This window comes from Halopenitus salinus, assembly GCF_055397165.1.
Genome location: NZ_AP043853.1, coordinates 1428761 through 1450597, shown reverse-complemented (window position 1 = coordinate 1450597; position 21837 = coordinate 1428761). Strand labels below are relative to the sequence as shown.

Sequence of the window (21837 nt, the reverse complement as noted above, 5' to 3'; positions counted from 1 at the left end):
CGACTGGATCGTCGGCGACTGCTCGGGAGTCTCCCACGAGGCTCGGTGGTTCGAGGAGATCGAGGCGGTCGTCCGTCAGGGCGGGTCAGTCGTCCGTCAGAGTGAGCCAGTATTTCCCTCCGTGCGACCCCGTGCTCCCATCCCATTCACTTAAACAACCCCGTGAGCGACCGTACCGCCTCCGCCCACATCGTGCTAATATGTCACACAATATTGGGTAGATCGTCCTCGCATCTCTCGATTTAATCGATCCTCGATTGTGGACTCCCCGTCCTCCACCTCCGTCCGGTGACGAAGCGTTTATATAGAATCACAATCAATCTTCGCTCGTCTATGAGTCAACGAATGCAGCAGGGACAGCCGATGATCATCATGGGCGACGACGCCCAGCGCGTCAAGGACAAGGACGCCCAGGAGTACAACATCTCGGCGGCCCGCGCCGTCGCCGAGGCGGTTCGATCGACGCTCGGCCCGAAGGGGATGGACAAGATGCTCGTCGACTCGATGGGCGACGTCACCATCACGAACGACGGGGTCACCATCCTCAAGGAGATGGACATCGACAACCCGACGGCCGAGATGATCATCGAGGTCGCGGAGACACAGGAGGACGAGGCCGGCGACGGCACTACGACCGCCGTTGCGATCGCGGGCGAACTCCTCAAGAACGCCGAGGACCTCATCGATCAGGACATCCATCCGACGGCGGTCATCAAGGGATTCTCCCTCGCGAGCGAGTACGCCCGCGAGGAGATCGACGAGATCGCAGAGCAGGTCGACCCCGAGGACGATGACCTTCTCCGTTCTGTCGCCGAGACCTCGATGACCGGAAAGGGCGCCGAGCTCGACAAGGACACCCTCGCCGACCTCGTCGTACGCGCCGTTCAGGCCGTCACCGTCAAAGCGGACGACGGCTCCCACGTCGTCGACCTCCAGAACCTGAAGATCGAGACGCAGACGGGCCGTCCCGCGAGCGCCTCCGAGCTCCTCTCGGGCGCGGTCATCAACAAGGATCCCGTCCAGGACGGGATGCCGACCGACTTCGAGTCCGCGAACGTTCTGCTCCTCGACGAGCCGATCGAGGTCGAGGAGGCCGACGTCGACACCTCCGTCTCCATCGAGACCCCCGACCAGCTCCAGCAGTTCCTCGACAAGGAGGAGGCCGAGCTTCGCGGCAAGGTCGACAAGATCGTCGAGTCGGGCGCCGACGTGGTCTTCTGTCAGAAGGGCATCGACGACCTCGCCCAGCACTACCTGGCTCGCCAGGGAATCCTCGCGGTCCGCCGGACCAAGAAGTCCGACCTCGGGTTCCTCAAGAACGTCCTCGACGCGCCCATCGTGAGCGACCTCGACGACCTCGAGGCCGACGACCTCGCGACGGGAACCATCCGCCGTGACCAGGAGGACGAGCTGTTCTACGTCGAGGGACCGAACTCACACGGCGTCACGCTGCTGCTTCGCGGCTCCACCGACCACGTCGTCGACGAGCTCGAACGCGGCGTCAACGACGCGCTCGACGTCGTCTCGACCACCGTCGCCGACGGGCGCACGCTCGCCGGCGGCGGCGCCATCGAGGTCGAACTCGCGAGCCGACTCCGTGATTACGCCGACTCCATCGAGGGCCGCGAACAGCTCGCCGTCGAGGCGTTCGCGGACGCCCTCGAGCTCGTCCCCCGCGTGCTCGCCGGAAACGCCGGCCTCGACTCCATCGACCTGCTCGTCGATCTGCGCGCGGCCCACGAGTCGGGCGACCAGCGCGCCGGCCTCGACGTCTTCTCCGGCGACGTCGTCGACACCTTCGACGCCGGGGTCGTCGAGACCGCCCACGCCAAAGAGCAGGCGCTCTCGTCTGCCACCGAGGCCGCGAACCTCGTCCTCAAGATCGACGACATCATCGCCGCGGGCGATCTGTCCACCTCCGGCGGCGACGACGAGGGCGCCCCCGGCGGCGCCGGCGGCATGGGCGGAATGGGCGGCGGCATGGGCGGCATGATGTAAGCCGGCCGGTCGAAACTCCCGCTCTCACCCCACCCGTCGATCTCTCACGCGTTCCGAGCCGTTCTCGAAACGTTCGTCATCTTCCCTTCGTTCGGTTCCGCTTTGGTTCGATTCCGCTTTCGTTCCCGCTTCCGTCCCCTGTCCGGCTTCGGCCGAGCCTCTCAAGTGTGTGTCAGGCGAACCGTCACCCATGGAGACGCTGCTTTTGGATTCCGAGGACGTCGCGTCGTACGCCGAGATGGACCGGCTGATCGACGCGGTCGAGGCGGCCTTCGCGGCCTACGAGCGCGGCGACGTCCGCATGCCGGCGAAGTCCTACATCGACCTCCCGCAGTACGAGGGCGACTTCCGGTCGATGCCGGCCTACCTCGACGTCGGCGACTGGGACGCGGCGGGCGTCAAGTGGGTGAACGTCCACACGCGAAACCCCTCGGAGTACGGCCTCCCGACCGTGATGGGGACGATGATCTACTCCGAGCCGGAGACCGCTTTCCCCCGTGCGATCATGGACGGCACGGAGTTGACGATGAACCGGACCGGCGCGGCCGCGGCGGTCGCGACCGACCACCTCGCGATCGAGGACGCGCGATCGCTCGGGATCGTCGGCGCGGGCGTACAGGCGTACACCCAACTCGAGGCGATCGCGACGATCCGGCCCATCGAGGAGGTCGTCGTGAGCGACATCGACGAGGACCGAGTCGGCCGATTCGTGGAGGCCTTCGAGGACCGATTTGCCGTCCGAGAGGGGACTCCGGCCGAGGCGGCCGCCTGTGACGTCTGTTCGACGGTCACCCCGGTCGAGGAGCCGATCGTGACACGCGAGATGGTCGGCGACCGGACCCACATCAACGCCATGGGCGCGGACGCGGCCGGCAAACACGAGATCGCCGACGAGGTCCTCCTGGACGCGAAACTCGTCATCGACGACTTCGAACAGTGTACCCACTCCGGGGAGATCAACGTCCCCTGGAGCGCGGGCATCCTCGACGCCGACGACGTCTACGGCGAGATCGGCGAGATCGTGACGGGCAAGAAGCCGGGGCGGACGCCGGAGGACGGACTCTCCGTCTTCGACTCGACGGGGCTCGCGATCCAGGACGTCGCGGCCGCACACGTCGTCTACGAGGCTGCCGACGCCAACGGCGCGGGATACGCCTTCGATCTGCTCGGGCTCGCGGGCCGGTTCGAGACGTGATCCGAGGGTCGCTCGCGAACCGCGTCTGACGTAAGAACTAATGCGGTCTCGGCGACACTGGATGGTATGGGAATCATGAGTAAGATCCTCGGCGGCGGGGGCAACCGCTCCGTCGACGACTACGTCGAACTCGACCTCGACGACTTCGCCGAGCCGCCGGGAGAGGCCGGAACGCAGGTCCACATCGCGGAGATAAGCGACAAGACCGACGTCATCGCGATCAAGGACGCCGTCTACGACGGCGACTTCGTCATCGCGGACATCACCCGCCACTCCACCTCGGATCGGACCATCGAGCACATCATCGACGAGCTGCGACAGGTCGCAGACGAGGTCGACGGCGACATCGTTCAAAAGGGCGACGACCAGCTCATTTTGACGCCCACCGGGGTCTCCATCTCCAGACAGAAGCTGGAGTGAGCCGCCGACGCAGCCGCGGATCGCGGGATCTGTCGCCGCGGATCACACGACATGTCGCGGCGGATCGCACGATATTTCCCGGTAACCCCCCGATGATCCAGTGAATGTCGAAGCCAGTCCTGCTCACCGGTGCGGGGGGACGGGTCGGCCAGGCCGTTCTCCGGGGGATCGGTAGCGAGTACGACTGGCGACTTCTCGACCGCGAGCCGCTCGCATCCGATCGGGTCCCCGACCGCGTCAGCGCCGCCGATCGATACGTCGCCGACGTCACCGACTTCGAGGCCGTCCGGGAGGCCATGGAGGGCGTCGAGGCCGTGATCCACCTCGCGGGCGATCCGCGGACGGACGCGCCCTGGGACAGCGTGCTCCGGAACAACATCGACGGGACCCGGACGATATTCGAGGCCGCCGTCGATGCCGACGTCGAGCGCGTCGCGTTCGCCTCCTCGAACCACGCCGTCGGCCACTACGAGACGGACGAACGAACGCCGGGCATGTACCGCAGCGACGACGACTACCGCCTCGACGGGACCGAGTTTCCCCGTCCCTCGAACCTCTATGGCGTCTCGAAGGCGACCGGCGAACTGCTCGGACGGTTCTACCACGACGAGTACGGGATCGACGTCGTCTGCGTCCGGATCGGCAACCTGACGCGCTCTCACCCCCCGCGCGAGTACGAGCGCGGACAGGCGATGTGGCTCTCCCACCGCGACTGTGCCCACCTGTTCGACCGCTGTCTGCGAGCGGACTACGGCTTCGAGATCGTCTACGGCATCTCCGACAACGACCGCAAGTACTACTCCATCGAGCGCGCCCGCGAGGTCCTCGGATACGACCCGCGCGACAACTCCGCGGAGTACACCTTCGAGGGCGACCCGATGGACGGCGACGACGGGTGAGCGGTCACTCCCCGGGATCTTCGTCCCCGCTCACCTCGTGGACGTGGCCGCATTCCGGGCACCGGACCTCCTCTCCGCGAACCCGCTGGCTCGACTCGCGGACCTCCCGCATCACGCTCGAGATCCGCTCTTCGGCCTCGAGTTCGTCCTCGACGTCCAGGTCGACGCCCTCGACCTCCAGCAGGAACTTCGCGATCTCCGTCACCTCGTACATCATCTCGTCGACGTCCTCCGCGGTGAAGAAGCCGGACATCGCGCCGTAGAGGAAGGTCGCGCCGGCCTTCGTCACCTTCCCCTCGAAGGAGTGTCGCGCCTGGTTCACGGCCTGGGGCGTGTACGTGTCCGTCATGAACGGAACCAGCTCGGGGAGGTTCTCGCCGATCTTCGTCATCTCCACGCCCGTCTCCGTCCGGAAGTCCGCACACAGCCTGGCTATCGCCCACTCCCGTGCGGTGATGTAGGTCCGATCGCGCAGGAACTCGTTGACCCGGTCGTACTGGGCGCCGTCCATCTTCTTGAACCGCTCGTACTTGCGGACGTCCGGCGGGACCTCGCTCGAGTCAGCGCCCTCGCGTTCGGTCGCTTCCTCGCCAGCCTCGTCGCTGGCGGTTTTGCCGTCGTCGTCGGCTTTCCCACTGTCGCTCCCGTCGCCGGCGGCTTTCCCGTTGCCGGCCTCGCCGCTGGTGGTTGCCTCGTCCGGCCTCCCCTCGTCGACCGGTTCCCGGTCGTCCGTCCCGTCGCGATCGACCGACTCCGACGTCCCCGACGCCGCACCCTGGTCCTCGCTCATACGTTCGCTAACCCGACCGGCGGGCAAAAGCGTTCCCCGTCGACCGACCGGGAAGCCGGCGAGCCGTCCACGAACACGTGAACTCGCCTCGTTCCCGTCGTGATTCCCGTCCCGAGTCGATTCCCGGTCCTACGCGGCGTACTTCTCGACGAGCGATCGGAGCCGCTCTTCGGGCTGGGCCCCGACGATCTCCTCGACCTGCTCGCCGTCCGCAAAGAGCACGAGCGTCGGAACGCCGCGGACGCCGAAGGTGCTCGCGAGCGTCTGGTTGGCGTCGACGTCGACCTTCGCGACCGTCGCGTCGGTCTCGTCGGCCAGCGTCTCGACGACCGGCTCGAGCATCTGGCACGGACCGCACCAGTCGGCATAGAAGTCCACGAGGACGACGCCGCCACCCTCGACGAGCTTCGTGAGGGCTTGCTCGTCGTCGACGTGAACCGGTTCATCGTGGGAGACGCCGCTCGAATCGGAACCTGATGTCGTTGCCATCACCCTTCGGTAGGCCGCCGTCGTAATTAAGAGTTTTGGGTAGTTTGAACAATATAGATGTACACGTTCGCCGGCGTTCCAACCGTCGGTCGGCGACGCCACGCGTGTCCTCCCTTCGCTCCATCCCGCACGCATTCCGCGTTTTCCGCCGTTCGTCTCCGTCTTCGTCCCGAAACACGCGTTCCCTCCGTCGTCGGCGTTCGTGCCGATATTCGACTCAGCGTCGGAATGGAATTGTACATTTTCTACACAAATCTTTTAACCCCTGACGACGTATCGATCCGTACACATGCCAGATTCGATGTCCGAACAGCTCCAGCGTGACATGGAGTGTGAGGGGCTCCTCGAGTGCTTTCACGGCCTCAAGCAGCTCGATCGCGAGTGCTTTCGCGCGCTCGTCGACGCCGGGGAGCCGCTCACCGTCGACGAGGTCGCGGAGGCGGTCGACCGGGAGCGATCGACGGCCTATCGTGCGGTCCAGCGGCTGTTGCAGACGGGCTTCATACAAAAGGAGCAGGTGAACTACGACCAGGGCGGCTACTACCACGTCTACTCGCCGACGGACCCCTCGAAGATCGCCGACGACATGCAGCGCATGCTCAACGACTGGTACGCGAAGATGGGACAGCTCATTCAGGAGTTCGAGACGAAGTACGAGGACGCCGACGCCCCGGCGACCGCCGAGAGCTGATCGCGGGCGAAGTAACCCGCCGTACCTCGCTTCTCGCTCCCGTTTTCGATTCCATCTCTCTCCCCTTCTCGCTCCCGTTTCCGGCCTCACCTCCGCTTCCCGTCCCGTTTCCGGCTCCACCTCGGTCCCTTTTTCGCGTTTCGTCCGTCCTCGATCGGCGTGTTCGTCCGCCAGGTCGACCGTCCGTCGATGATGAATAAGTATTGTACAATACACACAAACAGTAATACGCGAGGCGGGCGTATCCTCGGTCGATGAAACCGCCGACCCGGGCCGAGACGCAGAACTGCTCGCCGCGCTCGTCGGGAACCCCGCGTTCGCCGCGATCGGGATCCCCGCCATCGTCCCGCTCGTCGCCGGAGGGACCATGACTCCGCTCGACCTCCGCGCCGAGGTGCCGGCGCTTCAGCAGTCCGTCTACCTGAACTACGGCGCACACGGCCCCAGCCCGCGACCCGTCGTGGAGGCTGCCGAATCGTTCCTCCACACGCACGAGTACGACGCGCCGGCGCGGACGAACCCCTACGAGACGGCCGCCGACGCGTTCGATCGGACCCGGGAGGCCGTCGCCGATCACGTCGGCGCCGACCCCTCCGAGATCGGGCTCACCGAGAGCACCACCGCCGGGATCAACGCCATCGCGGGCGCGATCGACTGGGATCCGGGCGACGTCGTCGTTCGGACCGACCTCGAACACCCGGCCGGGATCCTCCCCTGGCAGCGGCTCGAACGCGAGGGGGTCGAGGTCCGCGTCGTTCCGACGAGGGACGGCCGGATCGATCCAGACGAGTTCGCGGCGGCGGTCGCCGACGCGCGGCTCGTCTGTTTTTCGGCCCTCACCTGGACGCACGGCACCCGGCTTCCCGTGGCCGACCTCGTCGACATCGCCCACGATGCCGGCGCCTTCGCGCTCGTCGATGCCGTCCAGGTGCCGGGCCAGACGTCGATGGACGTCGGGACGTGGGGCGCCGACGCCGTCGCCGCGGCCGGCCACAAGTGGCTGCTCGGCCCGTGGGGCGGCGGATTCGTGTACGTCGCGTCCGACGCCGTGGACGCGCTCCATCCTCGGTCCCTCGGCTATCGGAGCGTGAAGACGCCGACCGCGGACCCCTACGAGCTCGCCGAGGGAGCCCGCCGATTCGAGGTGGGAACCGCGAACCCGGCCCCACACGTCGGGCTGCAGGAGGCGATCGGGATCGTCGAGACGGTCGGGCTCGACCGCATCGAGGACCGGATCGGCGCCCTCGCCGGTCGACTTGCCGACGGCGTCCCCGCGGATCGACTGTTGAGCCCCGCCGACCCCGAGTCCGGTCTCGTGACGATCGACGTCGACGACCCGGCCGCGACCGTCGAACGCCTCGCGTCCGAGGAGATCCGCGTTCGCGACCTCCCGTTCCCGGAGGCCATCCGGGCGTCCGTCCACGCGATCAACACCGAGGACGACGTCGATCGCCTCCTCGATGCGCTCTCCGCGGAGTGGTGACCGTGGCCTCCGACGATCGGGTTCGCGTCTGGCTCGTCGAGCGGACCTACTCCGACGACGAACAGAACGTGGTCATCCTCGTCTACGCGACGACCGAGGGTGACCGGTACTTCCGCAAGGAGCGCGCGCTGACGAGCTTTTCGGACGTGCGCGATACGACCGCCGCGATCGAGGTCGACCCCGATGACCTCGGCGACGTCGACGACCCGTCGCTTCGAGAGCGCTATTCCGGGGAGGCCTCGCGAATGGCGGCCGAACACGATCCGGACGATCCCGTTTGACCTCCCCGTTCAGACGAACGCGAGCGGAACCATCACCGCAACGCCGAGGGCGACGCCGCCCGCGAGTTCGCGTTTGCCCCCGTGCGGGAGCGGCTCGCCGATCGACAGCGCCTCCGGCAGGAACTCCGTGAGGACGAGGTAGATCATCGCGCCCGCGGCGAACCCGAACCCGTAGGGGAGCAACCGGCGGGCGATCCGGACGAACGCGAAGGCGATCACGGCGCCGATCGGCTGGGGCAGACTCGAGAAGACCGCCCACCAGACCATCCGCCACTTCGGCACGCCCATGGCCTTCAGCGGGATGGAGATCGCCGTCCCCTCCGGGACGTTGTGGATGGAGATCGCGATCGTCATGAACACGGCCAGGATCGGGACGGTGAACCCGACGATCCCGATCCCGCCCGCGAGCCCGAGGTCGGCGAAGGAGACGCCGACGGCGATCCCCTCCGGAAAGCTGTGGACGGTCAACACGCCGAGGATCAACACGAGCTTCTTGAAGTCGGCCTCCTCGTACTCGCGCGGGTCGATATCGACGTCCATCAACACCTCGTGGGCGATCACGACGAGGACGACGCCGGCGGCCATGCCGATCGCGATCTCCAGCGGGGTCCCCTCCGAGAGCCCCTCGTCGATCAGCCCGAACAGCGACGCCGAGACCATGATCCCCGAGGCGAGCCCCCAGAGGACGACGGTCCAGCGGTCACCGATCTCCTCGAAGAAGAAGAACGGGAGCGCGCCGATCCCCGTCGCGAGCGCCGTGATGAACCCCGCGACGAACACCACGACGAGGTTCTCGAGAAGCGCCATTCGTCCGATCGTTATCGGATATCGGATATAAACCTCCCCCCGAACGTGGCGACGGCGCCCCTCGACCCGACCGATTTTCACGCTCGGGACCCAACCGCGGACATGGGGTTTCACACCTTCGACGCCGACCGCGCGGCGAGACTTGAGGAGGCGGGAAAACGCTACCGATACCTCTCCCGCGAGGAGCTGCTCGCCGCGATCGATCCCGGTCCGGACGCCGTGATCGCCGATCTCGGCAGCGGAACCGGCTTCTTCACCGACGACGTCGCACCCCACGTCGGGACCGTCCACGCCGTCGACGTCCAATCCGAGATGCACGAGTTCTACCGACGGAAGGGCGTTCCCGACAACGTCGAACTCCTCGCGAGCGACGTCGCCGACCTCCCCTTCGAGACCGATGCCCTCTCGGGGGCCTTCTCGACGATGACCTACCACGAGTTCGCGAGCCCGGAGGCGGTGGAGACGATCGCCCGCGTCGTCGAACCCGGGGGACGCCTCGTCGTCGTCGACTGGAGCGCCGACGGCGCCGGCGAGGCCGGACCGCCGATCGACGAGCGATACGACTCCGAGGCGGCCGCGGACGCGCTTCGCGCCGGCGGATTCGAGATCGAGCGCGTCGACGACCGTCCGGAGACCTTCCTGCTCGTCGCCGTCGCGCCGTAGCTTCCGGCGGCCTCTTCGCCGCCCGTCGTCACCGTCTACCGTCCGCAATCCGTAATCCGTAATCCGCAATCCACAGTCCGCAGTCCACAATCCGCAATCCGCCGTCTACCGTCCGCCGTCCGTCGTTTACGGTCCGCCGACTTCCCTTTCTATCCGCATTCTTATATTTGGGGCAAACGCTAATATTACACGAACGAACATTATGTTTGTATGGTAACCATAGACATCGAATCCGAGGAGGGACAACGCGAGATCCTCCGCCGGATGATGCTGATCCGCGAGTTCGACGAGATGGCCGGCGACCGATTCGCCGACGGGGAGATCCCGGGCTTCGTTCACCTCTATATCGGCGAGGAGGCGGTCGGCGTCGGCGCCTGTGCCGCGCTTGAGCCGGACGACTACATCGCGAGCACACACCGGGGCCACGGCCACTGCATCGCGAAGGGGCTCGACCCGAAACGGATGATGGCCGAACTCTACGGCAAACGCGAGGGCTACTGCAACGGCAAGGGCGGCTCGATGCACATCGCCGACGTCGACGCCGGGATGCTCGGCGCGAACGGGATCGTCGGCGCGGGCCCGCCGCTGGCCACCGGCGCGGCGCTCTCGGCGGCCCAAAAGGACGAGGACCGGGTCGCGCTGGCGTTCTTCGGCGACGGCGCCGTCGCGCAGGGCCAGGTACACGAAGCGATCAACCTCGCCGCGACGTGGGACCTGCCGGCCGTCTTCCTCGTCGAGAACAACCAGTTCGGCGAGGGGACCCCCGTCGAGAAGCAACACAACCTCGAGAACCTCAGCGAGACCGCGGAGGCCTACGACATCCCCGGATTCTCCGTCGACGGGATGGACGTCACGGCGATCTACGAGGCGGTCGAGCGCGCCCGCGAGCGCGCCGCCGCCGGCGAGGGACCGACCTTCATCGAGGCGAACACCTACCGCTATCGCGGCCACTTCGAGGGCGACCACCAGCCCTACCGCGACGAGGACGACGTCGAGGAGTGGCGCCAGCGGTGCCCGATCGACTCCTTCTCCGGCCGGCTCGTCGACGCCGGCGTGTTGGACGAATCGGCCGTCGAGGAGCTGCGCTCGGAGGCGGCCGCGGAGATCGAGGAGGCGGTCGCGTTCGCCCAGGACGCCACCGACCCCGACCCGAGCGAGGCCTACGAGGACATGTTCGACGTCGCCGTCCCCGAGTTGCACATGCACGCCGGCGGCGCCCGTGCCGACGGCGGCACCAGGGGAGGTGAGGGTCGATGAGCGTCGACTCGGACGTCAGCAGCGCCTCGAACACGGAGACGATGACCGTCCGCGAGGCCATCCGCGCCGCCATGCGCGAGGAGATGCAACGCGACGAGGACGTCTTCCTCATGGGCGAGGACGTCGGCCTCTTCGGCGGCGTCTTCGACGTCAGCGACGGGCTCTTGGAGGAGTTCGGCGAGGGGCGAGTCCGGGACACGCCGATCAGCGAGGCCGGATTCCTCGGCGCGGGGGTGGGCTCTGCGGCCGCCGGATCGCGGCCCATCGTCGAGATCATGTTCTCGGACTTCCTCGGCGTCTCGATGGAACAGACGATGAACCAGATGGCCAAGATGCGCTACATGTTCGGCGGGAAGACGGAGATGCCCGTCACCGTCCGGACGACGGAGGGCGGCGGCATGGGCGCGGCCAGCCAGCACTCCGGCACGGTCCACACGTGGTTCGCCCACTTCCCCGGGCTCATCGCCGTCACTCCGGGAACGCCCGCGGCCGCAAAGGGGCTGTTGAAGACCGCGATCCGGTCGAACGACCCCGTGTTCTTCTTCGAGAACAAGATGATCTACGAGCAGTCCGGCGAGGTCCCCACCGACCCGGACTTCACGCTCCCCATCGGCGAGGCGGGCGTGGAGCGCGAGGGCGAGGACGTGACCGTGATCGCCACCCAGCGCCTCGTCGGCGAGTCGCTGCAGGCGGCGGAGGAGCTCGCGGGCGACGTCGATCTCGAGGTGATCGACCTCCGGTCGCTGTACCCGCTCGACACCGACACGATCACGGAGAGCCTCGCGAAGACCGGGCGGGTCGTCATCGCCGACGAGAGCCCGGTCTCCTACGGCGTCCACGCCGAGGTGCTCTCGCGGCTCGTCGAGCACGGCTTCTACACGCTCGATGCGCCGCCGGAACGCGTCGGGGTTCCCGACACCCACATCCCCTTCAGCCAGCCGCTCGAGAACGAGGTGCTCCCCGACTCGGAGGACGTGATCGCGGCGGTCGGGCGGTTGTCCTGAATGGCTGAGGACGACTCCGTCTCCCCTTCATCCGGCGGTTCGTCCCCGACCGACGATTCGTCCCCGACCGACGATTCGTCCTCGCACGCCCCGACGGTCGGACTGATCGTCAACCCGGCCGCCGGCCGCGACATCCGCCGGCTCACCGGCGGCGCGAGCGTCAGCGACAACTATGCCAAACGCCGGACCGCGGAGTGCGTTCTCGCCGGGCTGCAGCTCGCGCCCGATCCGGTCGACGCACTCGTGATGCCCGACCGCGCCGAGCTCGGCCAGCGGATCGTCGGCAACGTCGACGCGGACGGCGATCTCGCGGCGGCGGGAATCGACGTCTCCCTGCTCGAGATGTCGATCGAGGGCGGACCCGAGGACACTCGGACTGCGGCGGGGCGATTTCGGGAGGTCGCCGACGCGGTCGTCGTGCTCGGCGGCGACGGCACCAACCGCGACGTCTCGACCGCGATCGGCGAGGTCCCGATGGTCAGCGTCTCGACCGGCACGAACAACGTCGTCCCGACGCCCGTCGACGGGACCGTCGCCGGCGCGGCTGCCGGCCTCGTCGCCTCCGGCGCGGCCGATCCGAGCGCGGTCACCACGCGCCACGGGACCCTCTCCGCGACCGTCGCCGGCGCCTCGGGCGAGGGGACGGTCTCGGGGCTCGCGACGATGGGGCTGCTCGATCGACCCTTCATCGGCACGCGGGCGGTGCTCGACGTCTCGGAGTTCGTCGCCGGCGTCACCTCGCGGGCGTTCCCCGCCGAGATCGGCCTCTCGGGGATCGCCGGCGGGATCGAGCCCTGTGCGCCCGACGCTCCCGGCGGCGTGGGCCTCCGGTTCCGCGACGGCGGCTCGCCTCGGACCGTCCGGGCCATCACCGTCCCCGGCGTCGTCGAGACCGTGACCGTCGGGACCTGCAGGCGGATCGACGCCGGCGAGCCCTGGACCGTGTACGTCGACCGCGGCGTGATCACCGCCGACGGCGAGCGCGAGCGGGAGGTCTCCGACGCCGAGGTCACCTTCAGGGTCCACGACGAGGGGCCGCGGCTCGTCGACGTCGAGGCGGCGTTCGAGGCCGCGATCGACGCGGGAACGTTTCGGCCGGCCGACGTGGAGGTGATGCGGTGATGACGGTGCGGTGGCGGTGAAGTGGTGGCGGCAAAGCGGTGGTTGGGGGTACGATGATGGCGATGCGGTGATGGCGATTCGGTGATGGAGATGCGGTGACGGCGCCCCCGGAACTCGAAATGCCTCGTGTCGAGCCGATCAGTCCGCCCGTCGCCAGCTCACGGTCACTTCGAGGTCCTCGCGGAGCAGCTCGGCGACGTGACAGGTCCGCTCGCCGCCGGTTACGATCCGATCGAGGGCGTCGTCGTCGGCGTCATCGACCCCCGAGAGCGCCACCTCGAGGTCGATCGACTCCACCGAACCCTCCGCGGGCTCGCTTTCCGCGCTCACCTCGATCCCCTCGAAGGCGATCTCGCGCATGTCCGCTTGCACGCCGATGCTCGCCGAGAGGCACGCGGAGAGCGCGCCCGTGAAGTAGTCGATCGGGGTCGGGTGACGTCCGCCCCCGAACTCGGGCGTGACGTCGAAGGGCCACTCGTAGCCGCCGGCCGTCACGGTCCCCGAGAGGTCCGGATCGAGGCTCGCGGTCGCGTTCCGTTCGGGAAGTGCCCGCACGCCGTCACCCTCGTTCACCGCGTCGGCCGCCGGATCGTCGTTCCCCTCGTTGGCCGCGACGGCCGCCGGTGCGTCGCTCGGCGAGACGCCATCGAGGAGCGGCCACGGGTTCTCGAGGCGCTCGACGAGCGTGGCGAGGAACCGGGCGGCGTCCGCCCCGTCGACGACGCGGTGGTCGAACGAGAGATCGAGCGGCAACACCTCTCGAACGACGACCTCCCCGTCCCGGGCGACGGCCCGCTCCGAGAGCGCGTTGACCCCGAGTATCGCCACCTGCGGCGGGTTGATGATCGGATCGAAGGACTCCACGCCGAGGAGCCCGAGGTTCGAGACCGTGAACGTCCCGCCCGAGAGGTCGTCCATCGTGAACTCCCCGGAGAGCGCGCGGTCGGTCATCCGGCGGCGCTCGTCGGCCAGTTCCGCGATCGACCGCTCCTCGACGTTCCCGATCACGGGCGTGATCAGCCCGTCGTCGACGTCGACGGCCAGGGCGACGTTCCGGTCGGCGTACAGCCGGTGGACCTCCTCCTCGAAGGTCGCGTTGAACGCCGGGTGCTCCTCGAGCGCGGCGGAGAGGGCGCTCACCAGCACGTCGGTCACCGAGACGTCCGTGCCGTGGACCGCCGTGGCGGCCTTCGCCGCCCGCCGCAGCGATCCGGCGTCGGCGGTCCGGTGTTCGGTGACGTGGACGGCGTTCCGGTAGCTCTCGCCGAGCCGCGAGCTGATCGTCCGTCGCATTCCGTCGAGCGGACGCTCCTCGACGACGGTGCGTCCCTCCTCGTCCTGGCCGCCCGCCGCCACGTCGGAGGGTTCCTCCTCCCCCGCACGTTCCGCTGCGGCCTCGACGTCCTCCGCGGTCACGGCACCGCCGGGTCCCGTTCCCGTCACCGTCGAGAGATCGACCCCGAGTTCGTCCGCGCGTTTGCGTGCGCGCGGCGAGACTTTCTCCGGCTCCTCGCCCGCGCCCGTCTCGGCGTCCGCATCCGTGGTTCCCGCCTCCGTCCCGCCCTCGGCGGCCCGCTCGACGTCCTCCTCGGTCACCGCGCCGCCCGGCCCGCTTCCGGAGACCGTCGCCGGATCGATGTCGAGCTCGTCGGCGCGCTTTCGCGCGCGCGGCGAGATCTTTCCGCCTCCGGACCCGGCGGTCGCTTGCCCGCGATCGTCACCCGCTTCGGGCTCGGCCTCGCCGACCGAACCTCCGGTTTCGGCCGCCTCGGTCCCGGATGCCTCGGCACCTTCGGCGTCGTCCCCCTCGGACGCTCCAGCCTCCGCGAGCAGGTCCGCGATGTCGGCGTCCGCCGCGGCGACGACCGCCATCGGCGCGCCCGGCGGCGCCGACTCGCCCTCCGCGAGAACGATCCGACGGAGCACCCCGTCCTCGCGCGCGTCGATCTCGGCGGTCGTCTTCTCGGATTCGATCTCGGCGATCGGTTCCTCGGCCTCCACCGAGTCACCCTCCTCGAGAAACCACTCAACGACGGTTCCCGCGTCCATCTCCAGTCCCAGCTTCGGAACCTTGACGACGTATCCCATGCCGGAACATCGGGGTCGATCGTTATAATTATGGCCGTGAACGTACCGATCGTTCCCGCGAATCGGGGCCGTCGAATCCACTTAACGGTTCGCAGTTCCAAGGTCGACCATGGTGATCCTCGTGCCCTTCGATGGCGGGGCGCTCGCGGAGGCGGCCCTCGAGCGCGCGGTCGAACTCGCGAACGCCCTCGGCGAGTCGGTCGTCGCCCTCGCGGTCGTGCCGCGGAACAACGGTCGGTACGCCCGCGAACGCGGCTGGATCGACGCCGACGAGGAGTTCGACGCCCGGTCCGTTCTCGCGGATCTCCGCGGGCGGACGAACGCGATCGCCGCCGAAGCGGAGTTTCGACACCTCGTCGTCGACCGATACGCGACCGCCGGCGAGATCGCGACCCACATCCGCGAGGTCGCCCGCGATATCGACGCCTCCGTCGTCGCCGTCGGAAGCGAGAACGCCGGCCGGATCGCCACTGGCGTGGCGAGCGTCGGATCGACCGTCGCGGCCGGGACGACCTACGACGTACTCATCGTCAGAAACGCCGACTCCTTGAGGAGCGAAACCCCGGGATAGCTCCCGTTCGGTCCACTCGCCCACCCCCTCGTCTATCCGCTTGCCTACTCGCCCGTCTGCCCGCTTGCCTACTCGCCCGTCGCCCGTTCGCCCGCCTATCCGCCGATCCGGCCGCGCTCTCGTCCGGCGGAACGACCGACGAGGAGGACGAGCGCCGCGAGCACGAGCCCGAACGCGAGCGTCCCGATCCCGCTCGGAGAGACGGAGATGGCCTCGCTGCCGAGGACCGTTATCGCCGTGACGACCGCGCCGAGGACGACCGCGACCCCGAGCAGCACCGCGCCGATCAGCTTGATCGCCCGATCGAGTTCGGAGACCGATCGATTCTGTGACATACACGTAGACGTAGCGCGTCCACTCTTAAACGAACGACGGGGATTCTCGAAACGCTGGAACGGTGGGTCCGACGCGAACCCTGCTCACCTCGCCCCACTCACCCCGTCCGATCGTCTCGGCCCACTCATCTCGTCCGATCACCCCGGTCCGTCACTTCGAGTCGGTCGCCTCGACCATCTCCGATCCCGTCTCCCACTTGTCGAAAAAGGAGACGTACCAGTAGATCCCGAACAGCAGGACGACCACGGCGATCAGATACGGAACGATGGGAACGCTCATCCCGAGGAACTCGAGCAGCGTTCGGAACTCGTAGAGGCCGACGCCGAGGACGGAGAGCGCCACGAGGAGTCCCCCTCGAGTCACCGACGCGTCGAACGCCATCAGATCCACCCCCGGCTGGCGGCGAGCCACTCGGTCGCGTTCCGCACCGTCCCGGTCGTCGCCTCGAGCACCATCGGGTACGCCTCGCCGCCCGGCCCGAAGAGCCCGCCGCGAGCGACGATGGCGGCGATCGGCAACACGTACGCCAGGATCACGAGCAGGACGGCGATCCCGCCCCACAGACGGATGTTGTCGAGCACGAGCGGCGCGTCGTCGGACCCGGAGATCGGATCGGCGATCGTCTCCGCGAGCCCGTCGGTCCGCTTGTTGCCCATCGTCAACATGACGTTGCTGAGGAACATCACGGCCGAGACGAAGAGGATCGTCCCGCCGACGGCGATCTGGAGGTTGAGCTCCTGGAACCCGCCGAACGCGGTCCCGTACTCGAAGCCGGCGTACTCCGGCTCGGCCGTCCGTCGCGGCACCCCGAGCAGCCCCTGTGCGTGCATCGCGTTGGACATGAGCGCCATCCCGGCGAACCACAGGACGACCTGGGCCAAGCCGATCTGTCTGCTGTAGATCGGCTTGTTCGTGATCTGGGGCCACAGCCAGTAGGTCGCCGCCATGAACGTCAACGCGACGGCGGCTCCGACGGTGAGGTGGAAGTGGCCTGGCACCCAGATCGTGTTGTGGATGAGGTAGTTGATGTTCATTCCGGCGTTTACCATCCCCGAGAAGCCGCCGGCGGCGAACATCAGCCCGGCGAGCATCATCCCGGTGAACGCGGGATCACGCCACGGGAGCGTCCGGAGCCAGCCGAACAGGCCGGTTCCGCCCCGGACCCGGGCCCCGTACTCCACGCTCGCGACGACCGTGAAGGCGGTCAACAGGCTCGGCAACAGCAGGAACATCGTGTTCGTCATCGCGACGAACTTGAACCCCTCCGCGATCCCCGGATCGAGGTACTGGTGGTGGATCCCGACCGGGGTCGAAAGCAGCAGGAACAACACGAACACCACGCGAGCGAGCGGGTCGCTGAAGAGCCGCCCGCCGGCGATCGACGGCAACACGGTGTACCAGAGCAGGTACGCCGGCATCAACCAGAAGTAGACGACCGGGTGGCCGAAGAACCAGAACAGCGTCCGCGTCAGCGTCGGGTTGACGGAGTCGATCAGCCCGAGCGACCACGGCAGCAGGAACACGAGGACGGAGATCGCGAGCGCCGAGGTCGCGATGTACCACATGATCATCGTCGTCAACACCATGAACGTCTGCAGCGGGATCCGCTCGTCGGGGTGCTCGCGCCGCCAGGCGAGGAAGGTCCGCCACCAGTCGAGTCCGGCCAGCCACGTTCCGACGAGGAAGACGGCGAGACCGCCGTAGAAGAGCGGGTGTGCCTGAAGCGGCGCGTAGAAGGTGAACAGCACGTCGGCGCTCAAGTCGACGGCGCTCGTGAAGCCGGCGAGGATCGTGATCCCCGTGAGCGTCATCCCCGTCGCCATCAGCCCGTACCACGCCCAGGAGAACCGCGTGTTCACGAGCGGGCGATCGAGGCTCCGCACGAGCGCCCAGGTGAACACCCCGACCAGGAAGAAGATGGTGAAGCTCAACACCAAGAAGACGCCGTGGGCCGTGAGGAACGTGTAGTAGTCGACCGAGCTGAACGGCCGCGCGATCCCCGTCCGGTGGAGCGTCTGAATGATCCCGAACGTCGTCCCGATCGCGAACGCGAGGAACGCGCCGAGGAACGTGGCCCGGACGATCCGCGCCTCCTCGGGGAACTTGTCGTAGAACGTCTCCCCAGCGTCGCCGGACGTCGTGCTTTCGCTCCCGTCCGCGGCTCCGCCCGCGGTGCCGCCTCCGCTCCCGCCCGCGGTGCCGCCTCCGCTCCCGTCCGCGGCGTCCCCCGTCTCACTCATCGCCATCACCGCCCGACTCGGTCGCGTTCGACGTCTCGAACTCCTCTTGAGGGACGACTTCCAGTTTCCCCTCCATGCCGTGGTGGGCGGCGCCGCAGTACTCGTTACAGATTATCCCGTACTCGGTGGGTTCGCTCGTCTCGACGGTCAGCGTCGAGACCTCGCCGGGGATCACCATCGTGTTCGCGTTCGTCCCCACCACCTCGAAGCCGTGTGTGACGTCCCGGGAGGTCACCATGAACGTCACCGTGCTGTTGGCCGGCACCACGATCGGGTCCGGTTCGAACCCGAACTGGTAGGCGACGACGTACGCCTCGTACTCGTTCTCGCCGACCTGCTCGACGCGCGGGTCCGCGAAGCGCTCGTCCTCGTCGAGCGCGGTCGGATCGACGGTCGGCTCGTCGGCGGCGACCATCGCGACGCCCGGTCCGACGGCCCCGTACGTCACCGAACCGATGAGCAGCAGGATGAGCCCCAGTCCGAGCGCCAGCCAGATCTTCTCGTAGCTGTGGACGTGCATGGATCACCCCACCACTATCAGGTCGTTTCCGAGGAACTCCACGAAGTAGATGTACACCCACATCGTCACGAGGATGACGAAGTACATCAAGATCAACGCGAGGGTCCCCTTCGGATCGAACGACTTCGGATCCTCGAGGAGCGCCGCCCGTTCGGACCCATCGGTCTCTGTCGTTCCCATAGGCAAAAGTTACTGGACCGATCCACTTATACTCGAAGGGCCATCCAGCACGATGGGACGCGCCCCTCGTTTATTTATGATCGCAGGACTCACGTGTGATCATGGACCTTCCCGCCCACTACGTCCCGCTCGTCGGGCTCCTCGCCATCCCGGCCGCGGTGGTCTTTGCCGCTTCCCGGGGAGAACCGGCAATCGCGCTCGCGATCGTCAACGTCTGCATCATCGTCGCGAGCCTCCACCGGGCGATGTCCGGCGAGACGGGCTCTTCGACCCACGCCGCGGCGTCCTCGTGATCCGCCTCCGGTTCCCCTGAATGTCCTGTTCGCTCTGTGACCTCCCGACGCCGGCCGAGCCCGTCACCGACCCGGACGTCGACGGCGAGTTCTGTTGTCGCGGCTGTCTTGAGGTCGCCCGGTCGCTCGGCGGGCTCGAGGAGCTGGAGGATGCGGCCGCGAACGTCGATGCCGATGTCTCCGCCGGTGGCGGGGGCGCGGGCGAGGACGGCGGGGACGCCGACCTCGAGACCACCTATCTCCACGTCGACGGGATGCACTGTGCGACCTGCGAGCGGTTCCTCGAGTTGACGGCCGGGCGAGCGGAGGGCGTCGAGGCGGCGACGGCGAGCTACGCCACGGACACCGTCCGCGTCGACTACGACCCCGAACGGATCGACTCGAACGACCTCGAGGAGGTCCTCTCGACGGCGGGGTACCACGCCACCGACCGCGCGGATCGGTCGGAGACCGGAGATGACGTCGACGTCGTTCGCTTCCTGGTCGGCGGCGGGCTCTTCGGGATGATGGCGATGTTGTGGTACGTCCTCTTTTTGTACCCGACCTACTTCGGATACGACCCGCTCTTCGAACTCGGCGGCGTGTCCGGACGCTACCTGTTCGCGCAGATCTGGGTGTTCGCCTCCATCGTGCTGTTTTACACCGGATTTCCGATCCTCCGTGGCGCCTACGTCAGCCTCCGTGCCGGCCGGCCGAACATGGATCTCCTCGTCTCGCTGGCCGCCGCGGGATCGTACGGATACAGCACGCTCGCCCTGTTTCTCGGGCAGACCGACCTGTACTTCGACGTGACGATCGCCGTGGTCCTCGTCGTGACCGCGGGCGGCCAGTACGAGACCCGGATCAAACGACGGGCGACCGGCCTGCTCTCCGATCTGACGACCGCGATGGACGAGACGGCCCGACTGGCCTCCGGCGAGGAGGTCACCGTCTCCGAGATCGCTCCCGGACAGCGGCTTCGCGTACGCCCCGGCGAGCGGATTCCCCTCGACGGGACGGTGGTCGAGGGGGTCGCCGCCGTCGACGAGTCGCTCGTCACCGGCGAGTCGATCCCGGAGACGAAACGCCCCGGCGACGCGGTTCGCGGGGGAACGATCGTGGCCGACGCCCCGCTCGTGGTGGCCGTCGGTGAGGACGCCGAGAGCACGCTGGATCGCCTCGTGGAGCTGCTGTGGGACGTCCAGAGCTCCCGGTCCGGCGCCCAGCGGCTCGCCGACCGACTCGCGACCGTGTTCGTTCCGCTCGTCGCCGCCACCGCCCTCGCCGTCGGAGCCGTCAGGCTCGCGACCGGCTCCTCGCCGACGGCCGCGGCGCTCGTCGCCCTCACCGTGCTCATCGTCTCGTGTCCGTGCGCGTTCGGGCTCGCGACCCCGCTCGCCGTCGCCGCCGGGATCCGCGAGGCGGCCGAGCGGGGGATCGTCGTCGCCTCCGACGCCCTCTTCGAGGAGGCGACGTCCGTCGACGCCGTCGTCCTCGACAAGACCGGGACGCTCACCGACGGCGAGATGCGGGTGCTCGACGTCGAGACGGCGGAGGGGACCACCGCCGACCGACTGCTCCGGCGAGCGGTCGAGCTCGAACGCGCCTCCCCGCATCCCATCGCCGAAGCGATCGTCGAGGGTGCCGATCGGCTCCGCTCCGACGGCGGTCTCTCGGACCGGGAGCCATCCGGTGTGGAGTCGCTCGATGACGTCGATGAACCACGTGAGGGCCCGTCTTCCGGCCGGGATCGGCCGGACCGTCCGGAGACGACCGTTCACGACCGCGGCGTCGTCGCCTCGATCGACGGGGTCGAACGACGGGTCGGCCACCCCTCGCTGTTCGACGACTGGGCGGTCCCGGACCGGCTCGCGGACGCCGCCGACTCCGTTCGAACCCGAGGGAACGTCCCCGTTCTCGTCGGTTGGGACGGCTCGGCACGCGGCGTCATCGCGGTCGGCGACGACGTTCGCGACGGCTGGGAGGCGTTCGTCTCCGACCTCCGCGACCGCGGGATGGAGGTCGTCGTCCTCACGGGCGACAGTCCCGAATCGGCCGCACGCTTCGAGGAGCACCCGAACGTGGACCGGGTTTTCGCCGGCGTCCCGCCGGAGGCGAAAGCGGCGACGGTCTCCCGGCTCGCGGCGGATCGCTCCGTGGCGATGGTGGGAGACGGCAGCAACGACGCGCCGGCGCTCGCGGCGGCGACGGTCGGCATCGCGGTCGCGAGCGGGACCGACCTCGCGCTCGACGCCGCCGACGCGATAGTGCTCGAGGACCGTCTCGGTGCGGTCACGGAGCTGTTCGATCTGGCCGCCGGGACCGGACGGCGGATCCGGACCAACCTCGGGTGGGCGCTCGTCTACAACGCGGTCGCGATCCCGCTCGCCGTCGCGGGACTGTTAAATCCCCTTCTCGCCGCGGTCGCGATGGGGGCGAGCAGCCTGCTCGTCGTGGCCAACTCCGCCCGATCGATCCTTTCGACGGGGTGAAGCTCACGACTTCGGTTTCGGTTGGTTGAGGCTCCGATC

General features: G+C 68.1%; 23 protein-coding genes. 14 read left to right on the top strand and 9 right to left on the bottom strand.

The window, feature by feature from the left end; all coding sequences use genetic code 11:
- Positions 1-363: 363 nt before the first annotated feature.
- The 4 genes from thsB (at position 364) to azf (ending at position 4512) form a co-directional block, all read left to right on the top strand.
- The gene (thsB, locus tag ACZ5YD_RS09115; RefSeq protein WP_379743065.1) at positions 364-1998 is read left to right on the top strand and encodes a thermosome subunit beta; all 1635 of its coding nucleotides are present in this window, start codon (positions 364-366) and stop codon (positions 1996-1998) included.
- Positions 1999-2188: 190 nt separating this feature from the next.
- The gene (locus ACZ5YD_RS09110) at positions 2189-3193 is read left to right on the top strand and encodes an ornithine cyclodeaminase family protein (RefSeq protein ID WP_379742682.1); all 1005 of its coding nucleotides are present in this window, start codon (positions 2189-2191) and stop codon (positions 3191-3193) included.
- A gap of 66 nt (positions 3194-3259) precedes the next feature.
- Positions 3260-3613, top strand: a complete 354-nt coding sequence (locus tag ACZ5YD_RS09105; RefSeq protein ID WP_379742680.1) for a cell division protein SepF — start codon at positions 3260-3262, stop codon at positions 3611-3613.
- Positions 3614-3717: 104 nt separating this feature from the next.
- Positions 3718-4512: an NAD-dependent glucose-6-phosphate dehydrogenase Azf gene (azf, locus tag ACZ5YD_RS09100; RefSeq protein WP_379742677.1), complete on the top strand. Its 795-nt coding sequence runs from the start codon at positions 3718-3720 to the stop codon at positions 4510-4512.
- A 4-nt stretch (positions 4513-4516) separates the two neighbouring features.
- On the opposite strand, the gene ACZ5YD_RS09095 is transcribed toward azf, so the two are convergent.
- Together ACZ5YD_RS09095 and trxA are read right to left on the bottom strand one after the other, a co-directional pair.
- Entirely contained in the window at positions 4517-5302 is a 786-nt protein-coding gene (locus tag ACZ5YD_RS09095) for a DUF5806 family protein (RefSeq protein ID WP_379742674.1), read from the bottom strand.
- A 129-nt stretch (positions 5303-5431) separates the two neighbouring features.
- Positions 5432-5791, bottom strand: coding sequence for a thioredoxin (gene trxA, locus ACZ5YD_RS09090; protein ID WP_379742671.1), 360 nt, complete (start codon positions 5789-5791; stop codon positions 5432-5434).
- 289 nt (positions 5792-6080) lie between these two features.
- Between trxA and ACZ5YD_RS09085 the strand changes: the two genes are divergently transcribed.
- From ACZ5YD_RS09085 to ACZ5YD_RS09075, 3 genes are all read left to right on the top strand, one after another.
- Positions 6081-6482, top strand: a complete 402-nt coding sequence (locus ACZ5YD_RS09085) for a helix-turn-helix domain-containing protein (protein WP_379742668.1) — start codon at positions 6081-6083, stop codon at positions 6480-6482.
- 367 nt (positions 6483-6849) lie between these two features.
- A complete protein-coding gene (locus ACZ5YD_RS09080) occupies positions 6850-7965 on the top strand; it encodes an aminotransferase class V-fold PLP-dependent enzyme (protein WP_379742665.1) in 1116 nt (371 codons plus the stop codon).
- A complete protein-coding gene (locus tag ACZ5YD_RS09075) occupies positions 7962-8246 on the top strand; it encodes a DUF7967 family protein (protein ID WP_379742662.1) in 285 nt (94 codons plus the stop codon). The genes ACZ5YD_RS09080 and ACZ5YD_RS09075 overlap by 4 nt, the downstream gene beginning before the upstream one ends.
- A 9-nt stretch (positions 8247-8255) precedes the next feature.
- Here the strand turns inward: ACZ5YD_RS09075 and ACZ5YD_RS09070 are convergent, their stop codons facing one another.
- Positions 8256-9053: a ZIP family metal transporter gene (locus ACZ5YD_RS09070; protein WP_379742659.1), complete on the bottom strand. Its 798-nt coding sequence runs from the start codon at positions 9051-9053 to the stop codon at positions 8256-8258.
- Between the two features lie 102 nt (positions 9054-9155).
- Here ACZ5YD_RS09070 and ACZ5YD_RS09065 point away from each other — a divergent pair, with 102 nt between their 5' ends.
- The 4 genes from ACZ5YD_RS09065 (at position 9156) to ACZ5YD_RS09050 (ending at position 13099) form a co-directional block, all read left to right on the top strand.
- Positions 9156-9716, top strand: coding sequence for a class I SAM-dependent methyltransferase (locus tag ACZ5YD_RS09065; protein ID WP_379742656.1), 561 nt, complete (start codon positions 9156-9158; stop codon positions 9714-9716).
- A gap of 210 nt (positions 9717-9926) precedes the next feature.
- A complete protein-coding gene (locus tag ACZ5YD_RS09060; protein WP_379742653.1) occupies positions 9927-10973 on the top strand; it encodes a thiamine pyrophosphate-dependent dehydrogenase E1 component subunit alpha in 1047 nt (348 codons plus the stop codon).
- On the top strand, positions 10970-11977 hold the full coding sequence (locus ACZ5YD_RS09055) for an alpha-ketoacid dehydrogenase subunit beta (protein ID WP_379742650.1): 1008 nt from the start codon (positions 10970-10972) through the stop codon (positions 11975-11977). Before ACZ5YD_RS09060 ends, ACZ5YD_RS09055 begins: the two co-directional genes overlap by 4 nt.
- On the top strand, positions 11978-13099 hold the full coding sequence (locus ACZ5YD_RS09050; RefSeq protein WP_379742647.1) for an NAD(+)/NADH kinase: 1122 nt from the start codon (positions 11978-11980) through the stop codon (positions 13097-13099).
- A 138-nt stretch (positions 13100-13237) separates the two neighbouring features.
- On the opposite strand, the gene ACZ5YD_RS09045 is transcribed toward ACZ5YD_RS09050, so the two are convergent.
- Positions 13238-15187, bottom strand: coding sequence for a 2-oxo acid dehydrogenase subunit E2 (locus tag ACZ5YD_RS09045; RefSeq protein ID WP_379742644.1), 1950 nt, complete (start codon positions 15185-15187; stop codon positions 13238-13240).
- A gap of 109 nt (positions 15188-15296) precedes the next feature.
- Between ACZ5YD_RS09045 and ACZ5YD_RS09040 the strand changes: the two genes are divergently transcribed.
- Positions 15297-15758, top strand: coding sequence for a universal stress protein (locus tag ACZ5YD_RS09040; protein ID WP_379742641.1), 462 nt, complete (start codon positions 15297-15299; stop codon positions 15756-15758).
- Positions 15759-15853: 95 nt separating this feature from the next.
- Here the strand turns inward: ACZ5YD_RS09040 and ACZ5YD_RS09035 are convergent, their stop codons facing one another.
- From ACZ5YD_RS09035 to ACZ5YD_RS09015, 5 genes are all read right to left on the bottom strand, one after another.
- A complete protein-coding gene (locus tag ACZ5YD_RS09035; protein ID WP_379742638.1) occupies positions 15854-16093 on the bottom strand; it encodes a hypothetical protein in 240 nt (79 codons plus the stop codon).
- Between the two features lie 151 nt (positions 16094-16244).
- Positions 16245-16475 (bottom strand): CbaC protein, encoded by a 231-nt coding sequence (locus tag ACZ5YD_RS09030; protein ID WP_379742635.1) that lies wholly within the window; start codon positions 16473-16475, stop codon positions 16245-16247.
- Positions 16475-18334, bottom strand: a complete 1860-nt coding sequence (locus ACZ5YD_RS09025; RefSeq protein WP_379742632.1) for a b(o/a)3-type cytochrome-c oxidase subunit 1 — start codon at positions 18332-18334, stop codon at positions 16475-16477. The genes ACZ5YD_RS09030 and ACZ5YD_RS09025 overlap by 1 nt, the downstream gene beginning before the upstream one ends.
- Positions 18327-18854, bottom strand: coding sequence for a cytochrome c oxidase subunit II (locus tag ACZ5YD_RS09020; RefSeq protein WP_379742629.1), 528 nt, complete (start codon positions 18852-18854; stop codon positions 18327-18329). Before ACZ5YD_RS09020 ends, ACZ5YD_RS09025 begins: the two co-directional genes overlap by 8 nt.
- A gap of 3 nt (positions 18855-18857) precedes the next feature.
- Positions 18858-19034 (bottom strand): hypothetical protein, encoded by a 177-nt coding sequence (locus tag ACZ5YD_RS09015; RefSeq protein ID WP_379742626.1) that lies wholly within the window; start codon positions 19032-19034, stop codon positions 18858-18860.
- A 101-nt stretch (positions 19035-19135) separates the two neighbouring features.
- Here ACZ5YD_RS09015 and ACZ5YD_RS09010 point away from each other — a divergent pair, with 101 nt between their 5' ends.
- Positions 19136-19327, top strand: coding sequence for a hypothetical protein (locus ACZ5YD_RS09010; RefSeq protein ID WP_379742623.1), 192 nt, complete (start codon positions 19136-19138; stop codon positions 19325-19327).
- Positions 19328-19347: 20 nt separating this feature from the next.
- A complete protein-coding gene (locus ACZ5YD_RS09005) occupies positions 19348-21798 on the top strand; it encodes a heavy metal translocating P-type ATPase (RefSeq protein WP_379742620.1) in 2451 nt (816 codons plus the stop codon).
- The last annotated feature ends 39 nt before the right edge of the window (positions 21799-21837 follow it).

What these genes read in the sequence shown, in the direction of transcription:
- thsB (WP_379743065.1), top strand. Translation starts at nt 364, where the DNA reads ATGATCATCATGGGCGACGACGCCCAGCGCGTCAAGGACAAGGACGCC.
- ACZ5YD_RS09110 (WP_379742682.1), top strand. Translation starts at nt 2,189, where the DNA reads ATGGAGACGCTGCTTTTGGATTCCGAGGACGTCGCGTCGTACGCCGAG.
- ACZ5YD_RS09105 (WP_379742680.1), top strand. Translation starts at nt 3,260, where the DNA reads ATGGGAATCATGAGTAAGATCCTCGGCGGCGGGGGCAACCGCTCCGTC.
- azf (WP_379742677.1), top strand. Translation starts at nt 3,718, where the DNA reads ATGTCGAAGCCAGTCCTGCTCACCGGTGCGGGGGGACGGGTCGGCCAG.
- ACZ5YD_RS09095 (WP_379742674.1), bottom strand. Translation starts at nt 5,302, where the DNA reads ATGAGCGAGGACCAGGGTGCGGCGTCGGGGACGTCGGAGTCGGTCGAT.
- trxA (WP_379742671.1), bottom strand. Translation starts at nt 5,791, where the DNA reads ATGGCAACGACATCAGGTTCCGATTCGAGCGGCGTCTCCCACGATGAA.
- ACZ5YD_RS09085 (WP_379742668.1), top strand. Translation starts at nt 6,081, where the DNA reads ATGCCAGATTCGATGTCCGAACAGCTCCAGCGTGACATGGAGTGTGAG.
- ACZ5YD_RS09080 (WP_379742665.1), top strand. Translation starts at nt 6,850, where the DNA reads ATGACTCCGCTCGACCTCCGCGCCGAGGTGCCGGCGCTTCAGCAGTCC.
- ACZ5YD_RS09070 (WP_379742659.1), bottom strand. Translation starts at nt 9,053, where the DNA reads ATGGCGCTTCTCGAGAACCTCGTCGTGGTGTTCGTCGCGGGGTTCATC.
- ACZ5YD_RS09065 (WP_379742656.1), top strand. Translation starts at nt 9,156, where the DNA reads ATGGGGTTTCACACCTTCGACGCCGACCGCGCGGCGAGACTTGAGGAG.
- ACZ5YD_RS09060 (WP_379742653.1), top strand. Translation starts at nt 9,927, where the DNA reads ATGGTAACCATAGACATCGAATCCGAGGAGGGACAACGCGAGATCCTC.
- ACZ5YD_RS09055 (WP_379742650.1), top strand. Translation starts at nt 10,970, where the DNA reads ATGAGCGTCGACTCGGACGTCAGCAGCGCCTCGAACACGGAGACGATG.
- ACZ5YD_RS09050 (WP_379742647.1), top strand. Translation starts at nt 11,978, where the DNA reads ATGGCTGAGGACGACTCCGTCTCCCCTTCATCCGGCGGTTCGTCCCCG.
- ACZ5YD_RS09045 (WP_379742644.1), bottom strand. Translation starts at nt 15,187, where the DNA reads ATGGGATACGTCGTCAAGGTTCCGAAGCTGGGACTGGAGATGGACGCG.
- ACZ5YD_RS09040 (WP_379742641.1), top strand. Translation starts at nt 15,297, where the DNA reads ATGGTGATCCTCGTGCCCTTCGATGGCGGGGCGCTCGCGGAGGCGGCC.
- ACZ5YD_RS09035 (WP_379742638.1), bottom strand. Translation starts at nt 16,093, where the DNA reads ATGTCACAGAATCGATCGGTCTCCGAACTCGATCGGGCGATCAAGCTG.
- ACZ5YD_RS09030 (WP_379742635.1), bottom strand. Translation starts at nt 16,475, where the DNA reads ATGGCGTTCGACGCGTCGGTGACTCGAGGGGGACTCCTCGTGGCGCTC.
- ACZ5YD_RS09025 (WP_379742632.1), bottom strand. Translation starts at nt 18,334, where the DNA reads ATGAGTGAGACGGGGGACGCCGCGGACGGGAGCGGAGGCGGCACCGCG.
- ACZ5YD_RS09020 (WP_379742629.1), bottom strand. Translation starts at nt 18,854, where the DNA reads ATGCACGTCCACAGCTACGAGAAGATCTGGCTGGCGCTCGGACTGGGG.
- ACZ5YD_RS09015 (WP_379742626.1), bottom strand. Translation starts at nt 19,034, where the DNA reads ATGGGAACGACAGAGACCGATGGGTCCGAACGGGCGGCGCTCCTCGAG.
- ACZ5YD_RS09010 (WP_379742623.1), top strand. Translation starts at nt 19,136, where the DNA reads ATGGACCTTCCCGCCCACTACGTCCCGCTCGTCGGGCTCCTCGCCATC.
- ACZ5YD_RS09005 (WP_379742620.1), top strand. Translation starts at nt 19,348, where the DNA reads ATGTCCTGTTCGCTCTGTGACCTCCCGACGCCGGCCGAGCCCGTCACC.